The organism is Streptomyces sp. NPDC037401, from assembly GCF_055602345.1.
The window spans coordinates 62,781-78,506 of record NZ_JBVJWO010000008.1; the positions used below are offsets into that span (position 1 = coordinate 62,781).

The 15,726-nt window shown below is 74.6% G+C and carries 10 protein-coding genes and 1 pseudogene; 7 read left to right on the forward strand and 4 right to left on the reverse strand.

Annotated features, from left to right (window positions below; translation table 11 throughout):
* The first annotated feature begins 26 nt into the window (after positions 1-26).
* The 4 genes and pseudogenes from ACZ7H1_RS09920 to ACZ7H1_RS09935 all read left to right on the forward strand — a co-directional run bounded on the left by ACZ7H1_RS09920 (position 27) and on the right by ACZ7H1_RS09935 (position 5,440).
* Positions 27-470 carry a hypothetical protein gene (locus ACZ7H1_RS09920; protein ID WP_470785270.1) on the forward strand — a complete coding sequence of 148 codons (444 nt, stop codon included), beginning with the start codon at positions 27-29 and terminating at the stop codon, positions 468-470.
* Positions 467-1,401 (forward strand): annotated as a pseudogene (locus tag ACZ7H1_RS09925) (oxygenase MpaB family protein). Before ACZ7H1_RS09920 ends, ACZ7H1_RS09925 begins: the two are co-directional and overlap by 4 nt.
* Positions 1,383-3,818 carry a serine/threonine-protein kinase gene (locus ACZ7H1_RS09930; protein WP_470785271.1) on the forward strand — a complete coding sequence of 812 codons (2,436 nt, stop codon included), beginning with the start codon at positions 1,383-1,385 and terminating at the stop codon, positions 3,816-3,818. The pseudogene ACZ7H1_RS09925 and the gene ACZ7H1_RS09930 overlap by 19 nt, the downstream one beginning before the upstream one ends.
* Before the next feature lie 47 nt (positions 3,819-3,865).
* Complete coding sequence (locus ACZ7H1_RS09935; protein WP_470785273.1) at positions 3,866-5,440, forward strand: phytoene desaturase family protein; 1,575 nt, start codon at positions 3,866-3,868, stop codon at positions 5,438-5,440.
* 25 nt (positions 5,441-5,465) lie between these two features.
* On the opposite strand, the gene ACZ7H1_RS09940 is transcribed toward ACZ7H1_RS09935, so the two are convergent.
* Both ACZ7H1_RS09940 and ACZ7H1_RS09945 read right to left on the reverse strand, forming a co-directional pair.
* Positions 5,466-6,170 (reverse strand): YoaK family protein, encoded by a 705-nt coding sequence (locus ACZ7H1_RS09940; RefSeq protein ID WP_470785275.1) that lies wholly within the window; start codon positions 6,168-6,170, stop codon positions 5,466-5,468.
* A 96-nt stretch (positions 6,171-6,266) separates the two neighbouring features.
* Positions 6,267-8,120, reverse strand: coding sequence for a serine hydrolase domain-containing protein (locus ACZ7H1_RS09945; RefSeq protein ID WP_470785277.1), 1,854 nt, complete (start codon positions 8,118-8,120; stop codon positions 6,267-6,269).
* A gap of 147 nt (positions 8,121-8,267) precedes the next feature.
* Between ACZ7H1_RS09945 and ACZ7H1_RS09950 the strand changes: the two genes are divergently transcribed.
* From ACZ7H1_RS09950 to ACZ7H1_RS09960, 3 genes are all read left to right on the forward strand, one after another.
* Complete coding sequence (locus tag ACZ7H1_RS09950) at positions 8,268-9,374, forward strand: nitronate monooxygenase (RefSeq protein WP_470785279.1); 1,107 nt, start codon at positions 8,268-8,270, stop codon at positions 9,372-9,374.
* An 11-nt stretch (positions 9,375-9,385) separates the two neighbouring features.
* A complete protein-coding gene (locus ACZ7H1_RS09955) occupies positions 9,386-10,993 on the forward strand; it encodes an acyl-CoA synthetase (RefSeq protein WP_470785281.1) in 1,608 nt (535 codons plus the stop codon).
* A 140-nt stretch (positions 10,994-11,133) separates the two neighbouring features.
* Positions 11,134-12,261 (forward strand): calcium:cation antiporter, encoded by a 1,128-nt coding sequence (locus ACZ7H1_RS09960; protein WP_470785283.1) that lies wholly within the window; start codon positions 11,134-11,136, stop codon positions 12,259-12,261.
* 58 nt (positions 12,262-12,319) lie between these two features.
* Here the strand turns inward: ACZ7H1_RS09960 and ACZ7H1_RS09965 are convergent, their stop codons facing one another.
* Together ACZ7H1_RS09965 and ACZ7H1_RS09970 are read right to left on the reverse strand one after the other, a co-directional pair.
* Positions 12,320-14,752 (reverse strand): penicillin acylase family protein, encoded by a 2,433-nt coding sequence (locus tag ACZ7H1_RS09965; protein ID WP_470785284.1) that lies wholly within the window; start codon positions 14,750-14,752, stop codon positions 12,320-12,322.
* A gap of 130 nt (positions 14,753-14,882) precedes the next feature.
* The gene (locus ACZ7H1_RS09970) at positions 14,883-15,719 is read right to left on the reverse strand and encodes a YhjD/YihY/BrkB family envelope integrity protein (RefSeq protein WP_470785285.1); all 837 of its coding nucleotides are present in this window, start codon (positions 15,717-15,719) and stop codon (positions 14,883-14,885) included.
* Positions 15,720-15,726: the final 7 nt, after the last annotated feature.

Below are 15,726 nucleotides of genomic sequence, written 5' to 3' on the forward strand. Positions count from 1 at the left end.
CAGAACGTCGGACGGAAGGTACCGCCATGCACGCCCCGCGTACGCTCGCCCCCCTCGCCGTGCTCCTGCTCGCCCTCACCGGCTGCTCCACCGAAGCCGTCGCCGGCAGCGGGGCGGCCACCGCCACCGTTGCCGTCACGGCCGAAGGCGACCGGCCCGCTCCCGGCCGGGCCGACCAGGAAAGTCCGCGGACCGGGCCGGCCGTGCCGAAGCAGGGCGTCTGGTACCCGTACGACCTCTACACCCACTGCGGCGTCGGCACCCTCACCTTCGCGGGGAAGCACTGGGAGCTGCGCCAGATGCGCACCGACATCGAGGCCGAGGTCGCCGGGCCGCGGGTGGAGTGGAGCGACGCCTACACCGCCGGATACATCCAGCTGGAATCCGAGCGCGTCGCCGTCTTCGAGACGGCCGGACAGCCGCCGCTCGCCTTCACGCCCGTGAGCGCGCCCACTACCCTGTGCAGATGAGCGGATCCGACCCCGGGCTCTACGGTCCCGGCTCGGTCACCTGGAACTGCCACGGCGACCCCGTGATGTGGATCGCCGGGGTCCGCGCCCTCTACCTCCAGGCCCTGCACCCGCGCGCCGTCCGCGGGGTTCTGGCCAACTCCGACTTCCGTGCCGACCCCTGGGGCCGGCTGCTGAGGACGGCCGATTTCGTCGGCACCGTCACCTACGGCACCACGGAAGCCGCCGAAGCGGCCGGGGCCCGGGTCCGCCGGATCCACGAGGCCCTGACCGCGGCCGACCCGGCCGGCGGCGAGCCGATCCGCGCCGACGCCCCCGACCTGCTGCTCTGGGTCCACTGCGCACAGATCGACTCGTTCCTGCACGTCCTGCGCCGCTCCGGCGTCCCCCTCACCGCCGCCCAGGCCGACCGGTACGTGGCCGAAAGCCGCACCAACGCCCGCCTGGTCGGCCTCGATCCCGACGAGGTCCCCGGCACCACGGCCGACCTCGCCGCGTACTTCGAACGGGTAAGGCCCGCCCTCGCCGGCGGAGCCGACGCCCGTACCGTCGACGCCTTCCTGCGCCGCCCTCCCGTACCCCTCTTCCTGGTGCCGCTCCGCGCGCTGCTGTGGCGCCGGGTGGCCGGCCTCGCGTACGGATCGCTGCCCCGATACGCGCACCACCTGTACGGCCGTCCCGCACCCGCCCCGCGCAGCATCACCCGCCGCCTGCGCCTCACCGGACTCCTGCTGCGCCTGATCCCCGCCCGGCTGCGCTGGCAGCTCCCCCAGGTCACATCTTGAGAGCAATGGCGAGGCTGGGGCCCGGCAGCCGTCCCTCCGCGTACACACTGCGTCGGCGGGCGGCCATACTGGACGGTCCGGGGAGGGCGCGGCACGACAACGGGGGCGACGGCACGACATGGCGGAGTTGGCGGAAACCAGACTGATCCAGGGCCGGTACCGGCCGCTCGATCTCATCGGGCGCGGGGGCATGGGCGAGGTCTGGCGAGCACGGGACGAGTCGCTGGGGCGGCACGTCGCCGTCAAGTGCCTCAAGCCGCTCGGCCCCGACCACGACCCCAACTTCACCCGGGTGCTGCGCGAGCGGTTCCGGCGCGAGGCCCGGGTCGCCGCCTCGCTCCAGCACCGCGGCGTCACCGTCGTCCACGACTTCGGCGACGACAGCGCCGCCGGCGGCATGCTCTTCCTCGTCATGGAGCTCCTGCACGGCCGCAACCTCAGCCAGCTGCTGGACGAGAACGGCCACCGCCCGCTCCCGGTGGCCGAGGTGCTCGACATCGCCGAACAGGTCGCGGCAGCCCTCGCGTACACGCACGAGCAGGGCATCGTGCACCGCGACCTCAAGCCCGCCAACATCATGCGCCTGACCGACGGCACGGTGAAGATCTGCGACTTCGGCATCGCCCGGCTCGCGCACGACATCGGCTTCACCGCCAAGCTCACCGGCGGCGGCATGGCCATGGGCACGCCGCACTACATGTCGCCCGAGCAGATCGCGGGCAGCGAGGTCGACCACAGCAGCGACCTCTACTCGCTCGGCTGCGTGCTGTACGAGATCGCCACCGGCGCCCCGCCGTTCGACCTGGGCGACTCCTGGTCGGTACTGGTCGGACACCGGGACACCGCCCCCGAGCCGCTGCGCACCCACCGGCCGGAGCTGCCCGCCTTCTTCGAGCAGGCCGTGCTCGACCTGCTCGCCAAGCGCCCGGAGGACCGCCCGGCCGACGCCCGGACCCTGTACCGGCGCCTGGCCGGTGCGCGGGCGGCCGGCGCCGCGCCCTCCGCGGGTTCCGCCGTTCCCCCGGCTCCGGTCGCCCCTGTGGCCCCTGTGGCCCCTGCGCACGGGGAGACCCCGCACTCGGGGCGGAACGCCGTGCCCTCTGCCGCCACCGCTCCGCTCCCGGACTGGGCCACGACGCTGACGCCCGGCCCCCGGGCCGGCGTCCGCCGAGCCACCGACAGCGGAGCCTGGGCACATGCCCTCACCGGGAGCTGGACCGCCGTGCGGCCCACGGAAACGGGGGCGCCGGAGTCAGGCGCGACCCCGCCCGGCGGCCGGCCGGCCGCCTCCCCGGACACCGGCACCACCGGGCCCGCGCCCGCCGTCACGGCCCCGGACGGCCGCGAGGACCCGCGGATCACGCAGCGGGCCCCCGGCCCGGGCCCCGGACCCGAGGCCGGCCCCGCCGCGGCCCTGGAGAGCCGGCACGCCACGGCCCTCGGTCTCGGCCGCGTCGGCCGCTGGGAGGAGGCCGGCGGCGTGCACCGCGAGGTCGCCGCGGCCCGGTCCGCGGCGCTCGGGCCCGACCACCCGGACACCCTCGCCAGCCGCTACGAGGTCGCGTTCGCCCTCAGCCGCACCGGCCGCGCCGGGGACGCCCTGCTCGAGTACGGCAAGGTCGCCGAGGCCCGCAGCCGCGTCCTGGGACCGGAGCACACCGACACCCTGGCCGCCCGTCAGGAGACCGGGTACGTCCTCGGCCAGCTCGGCCGCCACCAGGAGGCGCACGAGGTGTACGGCGAGGTGCTCGCGGCCCGCGAGCGCATCGCGGGCGCCGACCACCCCGACACCCTGCGCTGCCGCCACAACCTCGCCTTCAACCTCTCCCGGCTGGGCCGTCTGGAGGAATCCCGCCGGATGGCCGCCGAAGTGGCCGACGCCCGCGCCCGGGTGCTCGGCCCCGCTCACCCCGACACCCTCGTCTCCCGCTACGAGGCCGCGTACGCCCTCGGCCAGCTGGGCCGCTGGACCGAGGCCCTGGAGGCCTACCGCGAAGTCGCGGCGGCCCGCGAGGAGTCCCTCGGACGCGACCACCCCGACACGCTGGCCGCCCGGTACGAGGTCGGCATAAGCCTCGGCCGCCTCGGCCGCAGCACCGAGGCCCTGGATCTGTACCGCACGCTCGTCCGCGACCGCACCCGCGCCTACGGCGCCGCCGACCCCGAGACGCTGCGGGCCCGGCACGGCCTCGGCGTGAACCTCGGCCGGCTCGCCCGCTGGGACGAGGCCCTGGACGAGGCCCGCGAGGTGGGCACCCTGCGCGAACGCGTCCTGGGGGCCCACCACCCCGACACCCTCGTCAGCCGGCGGGAGGTCGCCGTCGGGCTGGGCTGGCTGGGCCGCTGGACCGAGGCCCTGTCGGTGTACCGGGAGGTCGCCGCGGGCCGTGAGCAGGCCCTCGGAGCCGCCCACCCCGACACGCTCGCCGCACTCGGCGACGAGGCGCACTGCCTGGAGCGCCTGGGCCGGGCCGCCGAGGCCGCGGAGCTCCACCGCCGGGTGGCGGCCCTGCGCGGCCAGGGCCTGGCGTACGGCAGCCCGCTGCCGCCACTGCCCAGCTGACCGGCCGGGGTCTGGCCCCCGCTGATCGTCCCGTGCTACCAAGAGCCATGAGCCGAGCCGCAGTGTTCTCGAAGGACCTGTACGACGCAGTGATCGTGGGCGGGGGCCACAACGGCCTGGTGGCCGCCGCGTACCTGGCCCGCGCCGGGCGCACGGTGCTCGTCCTGGAGCGGCTCGGCCGCACCGGCGGCGCCGCCGTCTCCACCCGCCCCTTCGCCGGGATCGACGCCCGCCTGTCGCGGTACTCGTACCTCGTCTCGCTGCTGCCGCGGAAGATCGTGACCGAACTGGGCCTCGAGTTCGCGGTCCGCAAGCGCACGGTCTCCTCGTACACGCCGGCCGTCCGCGGCGGACGGGCCACCGGGCTGCTGGTGGGCGGCGGCGAGGACCGCACCCGCGAGTCCTTCGCCCGGCTCACCGGGGACGCCCGGGAGTACGAGCGCTGGCGCGCCTTCTACGCCACCACGGCCCGCGTCGCAGAACGGGTCTTCCCCACCCTCACCGAGCCGCTGCCCGCCCGCGCCGAGCTGCGCGAGCGGATCGACGACGAGACGGCCTGGCGGATGCTCTTCGAGGAGCCCATCGGCCGCGCCGTGGAAGAGCGGTTCACCGACGACCTGGTCCGCGGGGTCGTCCTGACGGATGCTGTCATCGGCACCTTCGCGGACGCCCACGACCCCTCGCTGGTGCAGAACCGCTGTTTCCTCTACCACGTCATCGGCGGCGGCACGGGCGACTGGGACGTGCCGGTCGGCGGGATGGGCGCGCTCACCGCCGCGCTGGCCGAGGCCGCCCGCGCGGCCGGAGCCGAGATCGCCACCGGCCACGAGGCGGTCGGCATCGAGACGGACGGCGCCGCCGAGGCGTCCGTCGCCTACCGGACCGCCGACGGCGAAGGCCGGGTCGCCGCCCGGAAGGTACTGGTCAACGCCTCGCCGCAGGAACTGGCCGCACTGCTCGGCGAGGAGCCGCCCGCACCGGCCGAGGGCGCCCAGCTGAAGGTCAACATGCTCCTGAAGCGGCTGCCGCGGCTGCGCGACGGCGCGGTCGATCCGCACGAGGCCTTCGCCGGGACCTTCCACATCGCCGAGGGGTACGCCGAACTGGCCCGGGCCCACGCCCAGGCGGCAGCCGGGGAACTGCCCGCAGCCCCGCCCTCGGAGATCTACTGCCACTCCCTGACCGACCCGTCGATCCTGGGCCCGGAACTCGTCGAGCGCGGCTACCAGACCCTGACGCTGTTCGGACTGCACACGCCCGCCCGGCTGTTCGAGAAGAACAACGACGACGCCCGGGACCGGCTGCTGGCCGCGACCCTGGCCCAGCTCGACGCCCACCTCGCGGAGCCGCTCGCCGACTGCCTGGCCGAGGACGCCGACGGCCGCCCGTGCATCGAGGCCAAGACCCCGCTCGACCTGGAGCGCGAACTGCGGCTGCCCGGCGGTCACATCTTCCACCGGGACCTGGCCTTCCCGTACGCGGAGGCCGCCGGCGGCGCCGGCCGCTGGGGCGTGGCGACCGCCCACGCGAACGTCCTGCTGTGCGGGGCGGGCGCGGTGCGCGGCGGCGGTGTCAGCGGCATCCCCGGGCACAACGCCGCGATGGCGGCGCTGGGCCGCTAGCCACGGCCCGGCCGGCGGTGCGGGGCTATCCGGTGAACACGCGCGGCAGCCGCAGTTTGGCGAGGCCCACCGCCAGGGCCAGGGCGGCGGCGAGGAGCAGCAGGGCGTGCAGCGGCCAGCCGAGGCGGATGAAAGCCGCACCGACCAGGCCCCCGGCGAACATCGCCGCGACGGACGCGGCGCGGCGGGCCGTGGCGCCCCGGGTGTGCCCGAAGGCCGGGTCGTGGCCGAGGAGCGAGCCGCCGAGGAACGCCGTCATCGCCCGCGTGACCAGGGTGGTCGGCATGTCGGGCACGCTCACCCGCATCGCGGTCACGTTGCGCAGGCCCATCGACGCCGACAGGACGGCGGCCGTGACGAGGTGACGGGCCGTGGGCGCGCTGCTGACCGGTGGGAGGTCCCAGGCGGTCGCGGCCGCGGCCGCGACCAGCACTGCCTCGGTGAGCGCGGCGGCCACGAGCCACCGGTGCCCGTGCGACTCCAGCCGCCCCTCCAGCCGGGCGCCGGCGACCGCCCCCACCACGAACGCGCACAGCGAGGTGGCGGGAGCCACCACCGACAGGCCGCCCTCTCCGAGGGTGCCGAAGGCCAGGAAGAGGACGTTGCCCGTCTGCATGCCGGTGAAGACGGGCCCGAGTGCGAGCAGACTGGCCGCCTCGATCATCCCGGTGGCCAGCGTCAGTACGGCCATCAGCACGGCCAGGGCGGCCACCGGCTTCTCCGCCTGCACGGCACCTCCCGGGGCTCGGACCTCGCTGCCGCCAGTGTCCGGGCAGGGAGCGGGCCGGGGCCGGTCCGCCGCGCCCGCCACCGCCCCCGGCTCCCGTCAGTCGGCGGAACGGCTCCAGCCCACCGCCTCGATCCGGGCCGCGTCGGCGGGCCGGTCCTCGGCGAAGAGCAGCCCGGCCGGTTCCGACACGCGCAGGACGTCCACGTACACGCCGCGGCCCACGTAGCGGCCGGTGGCGGTGTGGCGCAGCCGCAGTCTGACCTCGCGGCCCGCCCAGGCCGCGAGCGGGGCCTCCAGCCGGTGCCAGATCCGGCCCGACCAGCCGCCGGCCGTGCCCTGCGGCCAGTGCTCGGCGCTGCCGCCCGAGGTGCGCACCGTCGTGAAGGGCAGGGGCTGCCAGGTGGTGCCGTCGGCCGAGGCCTCCAGATGGAAGGCGCCCTCGTCGGGCACGGTGTCCCACCACACGGCGCAGCGCAGCCGGGCGTCCGGGCCGGCGGGGGTGAGCGGGGGCAGGGTGAGGGTGCCGGAGCCGCCGGGCGTCATGCCGGAGAACCAGGCGGCGCCGCCGTGCCGGGTGCGTACGGGCACGGCCCGCGCGAAGGCGTTGCCGACGGCGACCCGGGGCGCGCTGCCGGCCCGCCAGGTGCGCACCGGGTGTACGGAATTGCCGAGCAGGATCAGGTACGAGTCGGTGGACGGGTCGAGGACGAGGGAGGTGCCGGTGAAGCCGGTGTGGCCGGCCGAGTGCGGGGTGGCCATCGCGCCCATGTACCAGTGCTGGTAGAGCTCGAAGCCGAGGCCGTGGTCGTGGCCGGGGAAGGCGGTGTTGAAGTCGGTGAAGAGCAGTTCGACGGAGGCGGGCCGCAGGATGCGCCGGCCGGCGTAGGCGCCGCCGTCGAGCAGGGTGCGGGCCAGGACGGCGAGGTCCCAGGCGGTGCCGAAGACGCCTGCGTGGCCGGCGACCCCGCCCAGGGCGTGCGCGTTCTCGTCGTGGACCTCGCCCCACACCAGTCCGCGGTCCAGGCCGGACCACGGCGGGCGCTGCACCTCGGTGGCGGCGGTCACGCGGCGCCAGGAGAGCGGGGGGTTGTAACGAGTGCGGTGCATCCCGAGCGGAGCGGTGATCTCGTCGTGGAGCAGCACGTCCAGCGTGCGGCCGGTGATCCGTTCGAGGAGCAGCTGGAGGGCGATCAGATTGAGGTCGGAGTAGCGGTAGACGCTGCCGGGAGCCTCCTGCGGCCGCACCGACCACAGCAGGCGCAGCTGCCTCTCCCGGGTGGTCTCCTGGTAGAAGGGCGCCCACGAGCGCAGTCCGGAGGTGTGGGTGAGGAGCTGACGGACCGTGATCAGCTCCTTGCCGCCGCCCGTGAACTCGGGCAGGCAGCGGTGCACCGGCGCCTCCAGGCTCAGCCGGCCCCGCTCCATCTGCTGCACGGCCAGCACCGAGGTGAAGAGCTTGGTCAGCGACGCCAGGTCGAAGACCGTGTCCTCGGCCATGGCGACCCGCTCGGCCGCGGGCAGTTCCCGGGCCAGGTCGGTCCGGCCGTCGTAGTCCGCGTACCGGACGGCGTCGCCCATCGCCCGGTGCAGGGCCACCGTCCGTCCCCGCCCGGCGAGGACCACCGCCCCTGCGTAGTAGGGGTGCTCGGGGGAGGGGCCGAGGAACCGCGCCGCCTCGTCCGCCACCGCCTCCAGCTGCCGGTCCAGGAGTCCCGCCTGCCGCGCCGATCCGTAGCGCAGGCGCAGGCCCTGGAGGGCGCGCCGCTCCACCGGGTTCCCGGCGGCGCCCGCCGCGCCGGGCAGGGCGTGCAGCACCAGCACGCCGCCGAGCGCGAGCAGCCGTGCACCCAGCCGCCTGCGGCTGAGCCCGCGGCCCGCCGCAGGGGACTCGCCGCCCGCCGTGGCGGACCCGTCGGCCTCCGCCCCTCGTGCCCCCGTGAACTCGTCCATGACCGGCCCTCCTGTCCCGACCCGCGCACGCTACCGAGTACTTGCCCGCCCACCCGGCACTCCCCGCCCGGACGGACCCGCAAAGAATCTGACACTGCATCAGAAAATCTCTTCCCTCGACCGCCGGGCTGCGGCATCCTGCCGCCCATGGAGACGGAGCTGAGCAGGAAACTGGGAGTCGAGCACGCCATCTTCGGCTTCACGCCCTTTCCGGCGGTCGCCGCGGCCATCACCCGGGCGGGAGGCTTCGGCGTCCTCGGCGCGGTGCGCTACGCCGACCCCGACGACCTCGCGCGCGACCTCGACTGGATGCAGGAGCACACCGGCGGCAAGCCGTACGGCCTCGACGTCGTGATGCCCGCCAGGAAGGCCGTCGACGGCATCAGCGAGGCCGACATCGAGGCGATGATCCCGCAAGAGCACCGGGAGTTCGTCCGCGACACCCTCGCCAAGCACGGGGTACCGGACCTCCCCGAGGGCGAGGCCTCCGGCTGGCGGATCACCGGCTGGATGGAACAGGTCGCCCGCAGCCAGCTCGACGTCGCCTTCGGCTACCCCATCAAGCTCCTCGCCAACGCCCTCGGCTCCCCGCCCGCCGACGTGATCGCCCGCGCCCACGACCACGGCATCCTCGTCGCGGCCCTCGCCGGCAGTGCCAAGCACGCCCGACGCCACGCCGATGCGGGCATCGACATCGTCGTGGCCCAGGGTTACGAGGCCGGCGGCCACACCGGCGAGATCGCCTCCATGGTGCTCGTACCCGAGGTCGTCGAAGCCGTCTCCCCGCTGCCCGTACTCGCCGCCGGAGGCATCGGCAGCGGCGAGCAGATAGCCGCCGGACTCGCACTCGGCGCCCAGGGCGTCTGGCTGGGCTCCCTCTGGCTCACCGCCACCGAGGCCGACCTGCACTCCCGCGCCCTCACCGACAAGCTCCTCGCGGCCGGTTCCGGCGACACCGTCCGCTCCCGCGCCCTCACCGGCAAGCCCGCCCGCCAGCTGCGCACCGAGTGGACCGAGGCCTGGGACGGCCCCGACGGCCCCGGCCCGCTCCCCATGCCCCTCCAGGGCCTGCTCGTGGCCGAGGCGGTCTCGCGCATCCAGAAGTACGAAGTCCGGCCGCTGCTCGGCACGCCCGTCGGGCAGATCGTCGGCCGGATGAACTCCGAACGCAGCGTCCAGGCCATGTTCGACGACCTGACCCGCGGATTCGAGCGGGCCATCGACCGCGTCAACCGCATCGCCGGCCGGTCCTGAGGAGGACACCCATGACCGACAAGCAGCCGCCCACCGGCTTCTGGGCCCAGGCAGCCGCCGACCCGGACCGCGTCGTCCTCGTCGCCCCCGGCGGCGAGCAGTGGACGGCGGGCCGCCTGCACGCCGCCGCCAACCGGCTCGTCCATGGCCTGCGCGCGGCCGGCCTCGAGCGCGGTGACTCCTTCGCCGTCGTGCTGCCCAACGGCGTCGAGTTCTTCACCGCCTACCTCGCCGCCTCCCAGGCGGGCTTCTACCTCGTTCCGGTCAACCACCACCTCGTGGGACCCGAGATCGCCTGGATCGTCTCCGACTCCGGCGCCAAGGTGCTCATCGCGCACGAGCGCTTCGCGGACGCCGCGACCGCCGCCGCCGACGAGGCGGGCCTCCCGGCCGGCCGCCGGTACGGCGTCGCGGAGGCGGGGGCGGAGGCGGGGGCGGAGGCGGAGGCCGGTGCCGGTGCCGGTGCCTTCGAGGGCTTCCGCCCGTACGCCGAACTCCTCGACGGGCAGCCGGACTCCGCCCCCGCGGACCGCACGCTCGGCTGGGTCATGAACTACACCTCCGGCACCACCGGCCGCCCCCGCGGCATCCGCCGCCCGCTCCAGGGCAAACCGCCGGAGGAGACCCACCTCGGCGGGTTCCTCGGCATCTTCGGCATCCGCCCCTTCGACGGCAACGTCCACCTCGTCTGCTCGCCGCTCTACCACACGGCGGTTCTGCAGTTCGCGGGAGCGTCGCTGCACATCGGGCACCCGCTGGTGCTGATGGACAAGTGGACGCCCGAGGAGATGCTGCGCCTGATCGACACCCACCGGTGCACGCACACCCACATGGTCCCCACGCAGTTCCACCGCCTGCTCGCCCTCCCGGAGGCGACCCGCACGGCGTACGACGTGTCCTCGATGCGGCACGCCATCCACGGCGCCGCGCCCTGCCCGGACCACGTCAAGCGCGCGATGATCGACTGGTGGGGCGGCTGCGTGGAGGAGTACTACGCGGCCAGCGAGGGCGGCGGCGCCTTCGCCACCGCCGAGGACTGGCTGAAGAAGCCCGGAACCGTCGGCAGGGCCTGGCCCATCAGCGAGCTCGCCATCTACGACGACGACGGCAACCGGCTCCCGGCCGGCGAACTAGGCACCGTCTACATGAAGATGAGCACCGGCGGCTTCAGCTACCACAAGGACGAGGGCAAGACGCGCAAGAACCGCATCGGCGACTTCTTCACCGTCGGCGACCTCGGCCTGCTGGACGAGGAGGGCTACCTCTTCCTCCGCGACCGCAAGATCGACATGATCATCTCGGGCGGCGTGAACGTCTACCCGGCCGAGATCGAATCAGCCCTCCTCACCCACCCGGCCGTGGCCGACGCCGCCGCGTTCGGGATCCCGCACGCCGACTGGGGCGAAGAGGTCAAGGCCGTCGTCGAGCCCGCGGAGGGCTGTACGCCCGGGGAGGCGCTCGCCGCCGACATCCTCGCCCACTGCACGCGGCAGCTCGCCGGGTACAAGCGGCCCAAGACCGTCGACTTCGTGGAGACGATGCCGCGCGACCCCAACGGCAAGCTCTACAAGCGCAGGCTGCGCGACCCGTACTGGGAAGGGCACGAGCGGGCGATGTGACCGCGCGAGGCGGCTGCGACGGGCCGCGACATGTGACCGTGCAATGTCACAGGTGCGATGACGCCGTGTGATGTGACGATCCGATGTGGCGGCGCGTGGGATTTTTGTAGCAGAGGTGACGTTATGACAGCGTAGCGGGCATGAGTACGGCAACGCGGACATCTCCCCTGACCGACTGGACCCTCGTGGTCCCCGTGGTGGCGCTCGTCGCGCTGGTGTTCAGCTGGGGCCGCGACCTGCCCCCGCTCGCCGTCGCCCTGGTCGCCCTCTGCCTCGCCGGGGCGGTGCTCGCCGCCGTCCACCACGCCGAGGTGGTGGCCCACCGCGTCGGCGAACCCTTCGGATCCCTCGTACTCGCCGTCGCCGTCACCGTCATCGAAGTCGCGCTCATCGTCACGCTGATGGCCGACGGCGGCGACAAGACGTCGTCCCTCGCCCGGGACACCGTCTTCGCCGCCGTGATGATCACCTGCAACGGAATCGTCGGGCTGTCCCTGCTGGTCGGCGCACTGCGCAACCGCGTCGCGGTCTTCAACGCCGAGGGCTCGGGTGCCGCGCTGGCCACGGTCGCCACCCTGGCCACCCTCAGCCTGGTCCTGCCGACCTTCACCACGTCCAAGCCCGGCCCGGAGTTCTCGGCGGCGCAGCTCACCTTCGCCGCCGTCGCCTCCTTCGCCCTGTACGGCCTGTTCATCGCCGTCCAGACGGTCCGGCACCGCGACTACTTCCTGCCCGTGACCACCACCGCCCCCGCCGCAGACCCCGCCGCCCCCGCGGACGCCACCTCCGACGACCACGCCAGCCCGCCGACCGTCCGCGCCGCCCTGATCAGCCTCGGTCTGCTCGTGCTCGCCCTCGTCGCGGTCGTCGGCGACGCGAAGGCCGTCTCGCCGACCATCGAGTCCGGGGTCGAGAGCGCCGGCCTGCCGAACGCCGTGGTGGGCGTCATCATCGCCCTGCTCGTCCTGCTCCCCGAAACCCTCGCCGCCGTCCGCGCGGCCCGCCGAGACCGGGTGCAGACCAGCCTCAACCTGGCCTACGGCTCCGCCATCGCGAGCATCGGCCTGACCATCCCGGCCATCGCCCTCGCCTCGATCTGGCTCTCCGGCCCGCTGCTGCTGGGCCTGGGCCCGACCCACATGGTGCTGCTCGCGCTCACCGTCGTCGTCGGCGCCCTCACGATCGTCCCCGGCCGCGCCACCCTCCTCCAGGGCGGCGTGCACCTGGTCATCCTCGCGGCCTACCTCTTCCTCGCGGTGAGCCCCTGACCGGCCCGGCAGCAGCTGCCGGGCCGGCCGGGGGCAAGGGGCGGCCGCCCCGGCCGGGTCAGCGCCGTTCGCGCGCCCACACCACCCGCAGCGCGGGCGAGGCCAGGATCTCCCGCTCGCAGAACCGCGCCCGGACCCAGCGCTCACCGGAGTAGAGCCGGGTCTGGTCGGCGTAGTACGGCGAGTTCGGGTTCGAGGACTGGCTGTACGCCAGCAGGGTCCGCGCGACCGGGCAGCGCCCGCCGTCCCAGCCGACCGCCTGCACGTGACTGGTCCCGTGCACCACGTCCGCGTACCCGCCCGAGGCGGTGTCCCACGCCGCCTCGATCTTGTTCCAGACCCCGAGGGCCTCCGTGCCGCCGCCGACCGGGATCCGCTTCCCGCCGCGCACCACGAACTGGTGCTCGCCCAGCGGCGCGTCCAGGGCGAACCCGGCCCTCCGCAGCTCCAGTACCGCGTCCGCCAGCGCCCGCCCGATGCCGGGAGCCGCCGTGTTCAGCGTGCGCGGGGTCCGCACCGGATCGGCCGCCGAGAACGGCACCTGCCACAGCTCCTTCGCCGGCACCGACGCCGTCACCCGCCGCCAGAACCGGTCGAACAGCAGCGCCCCCCGGCTCCCCGTGTCGGTCGTACGGTCCCAGCGCTCCAGCACTCCGCAGGCCGCCGAGACGTCCACCACCGTCCCGTCGCCCGCGGTGGCCGTACCGCCGGGCAGCGCGGCGCAGACGGCGGCCGCGTCGGCCGCCGCCAGGTCACCCGCCGGAGCGCGGTTCGCGAACTGCTGCCGCTGGAGGTCGGAGACCGTCAGACGGCCCCGCGAAGCCATCGCCGACACGTCCTCCACCGCCCCGCGCGTGCGCAGCGAGCGGGGCGTGCCGATGGTGCCCCAGATCCGCTCGTACCCCGTCAGCGGCCGGTCGGCATTGGCCAGCCAGGCGCTGTCGTTGGAGTTCTCGGCGTACGGGGCGTTGCGCAGCACGGGCGCCTTCGCCGGGCCGAACACACCCGGCTGCACCGCGTCCGGGTCCGAGCCGAGCGCGCAGTCCCCGCGCGAGCCGTCCAGTACGGCGAGTCCCGACGCCGGGTACGTCGCCCGGCCCAGCGGCGTCGAGCAGCGCGCCGCCAGCTCGTCGGTGATCCGGGGCAGCACCTGCGCCTGCGTGAACAGCGTGCCGCCGGCGGCGTCCGCCGCGACCGTGTTCACCCACGGCAGCCCCTGCGTGCGCCGCAGCGCGTCCTGCACCCCGGCCACCGAGCGGGCCTTGCCGAAGGCGAGGGCGGTGTCGGAGCCGCGCAGGTTCTGTGCGTTCGGGTCGTTGAGGGCGTACGCCGTCGTGGCCGTCCACGGCAGCGGGAGCCCGGCGCCGAGGGAGCTCACCACCGGCCCGTACCGGGTCCACCACTGGGCGCGGGTGACCGGCTGCCCGTCGCGCACCGGAACCGTCACGGTCCGCCTGGTCATGCGCTCCGGCTTCCCGTCGACGAGGTACGCCGTCGGATCCGCCGGGACCAGGGACAGCTGGTGCAGGTTGGCCGGGACACCGGTGGACACGGTGTGGCTCCACGCCACCTTGTCGTTGTAACCGATGTTCACGACCGGGGTGCCGAGCAGCGAGGCGCCGGCGACGTTCAGCTCGCCGGGGATGGTCTGCTGGGACTGCCAGAACCTCCGGCCGCCCTGCCACGGATAGTGCGGGTTGCCCAGCAGCAGCCCGCGGCCGTTCGCCGTGACCGTGCCGCCGAACGCCACGGCGTTGGAGCCCATGTCGGCGCGCCCGGTGTCGAACAGCTCGCGCGCCGCTGCTGCGGCCGTCTCGGGATCCGGGTCCCGGCGGCCGTCGGTACGCATGCCCGTGCCGGGCGGCGCGGCGGCGGTGATGCCGTCGACCGCGCGGCCCTGGCCGCCCAGCACCGAGACCGCGAAGGCGCGCGCCGCCACGTCCTCGGTGGTCACGGGACGCACCCAGCCGGCGCCCTTGCACGCGGGGTCGGTGACCGGGTGCTGCGCCAGCCAGGCGTTGTACCCGGCGGCCCAGCCGCGCATCAGCTCCTTGAACGGACGGCTGGGCCCGGCCGGGGCGGGTGCGGCGAGAAGCCGCTCGACCGTGCCGGACTCCCGGACCCCGCGGAAGTAGAGGTCGCTGGAGAGGTTGCGGCCGGCGGAGGACAGCGAGAAGTCGGTCGCCGCGTCCGGAGCGAACCAGCGCGAGCGCTCGCCCCTGACGGTGACGAACCCGTCCGCCAGGACGCACACCTGGTCGGCGGCCTGTGCCCAGCCGGTGCCGAAGCCGAGGCCGGCGTAGTCCTTCGCGACGATGTGCGGAATGCCGTGCTCGGTGTAGCGCAGGACCGCGGAGAGGCCGCTGCCGGACGGCGCGGAGCCGTTCGCGGAGGGCTCGGGCGCGGCGGCGGCCGGGGAGACGGCGGTGCCCGCGGTGAGCAGTGCGGCGCCGAGCAGCGCGACCCGTCGTAAGCGCGTACGGAGGTGCAATGTTCCCCCAAGTTGCTTGTGAATTCTTCTGGTTGATCCTGGCAGAGGTGACGCCGAACTCACGCAGCAGGGTTGAGCCCCCGTCGGCATCCGGCGACAGGCACGGGCACGGCGGCCCGCGGCCGGCCGCTCACGCCCCCGGCAGGGTTCCGGACTCGCGCAGCCGCCTGAGGGTGAGGTGCTCGTGGACCAGGCGCCCGACCAGCGCCCCGCCGTAGACCACGAAGCCCACTCCCACCAGCCAGGACTGGGCCACGAGGAGGGTTCCGAAGGGCCCGTAGGTCACGGCGTTGGAGGCGATGAGCGGGGAGAACACCAGCTGGGAGAAGACGCGCAGGCCCAGCAGGCCCAGGCTGGTGGCGACGGCCCCCGGCAGCAGGGCCCGCCAGCGGACCCGGCCGCCGAGCAGCAGCCGCTGTGAGCCCCAGAAGAAGAGGCAGGTGCTCAGCAGGTCGGCGGTGCCGCCCAACAGGGTGGCGAAGACGCTGTCGGACGGGACCGAGACGGCGACGAGCACCCCGAGGTAGAAGATCAGCAGGGCCAGCCAGACGACGTGCCGCCACATGGTGTGCCAGCGGGCGGTGGGCAGGTCCCACACCTTCTCGTACCCGGTCTGCACCACGGAGCCGAAGGTCAGGCCGAAGACGCACAGGGCGGCGAGACCGAAGGCGGTGGTCCGCTCCAGCGCCTGGCCCGGCATGCCGAACAGGATCTCCACTTGCCGCCGAGAGTCGGCGGAGACCCCGAGGGCCTGCCCCAGCCAGCGGCCGAAGCCCTCGCCGCTGGCCGGCGCCGCGGCCGCCACGACGATCAGCAGCGGCACCAGGGTGAGGAAGCCGAGCGCCGCGAAGCCCATGGCCCGGTGCATCAGCTCGATCTCGCGGCCGCGGCTCCACGCCAGCCCGGTGGGGGAGGCCTGGATGCGGTCGTGCAGGTGCCTGAGCCGGTGCGGGCGAGGGTGCGTCACAGGATTC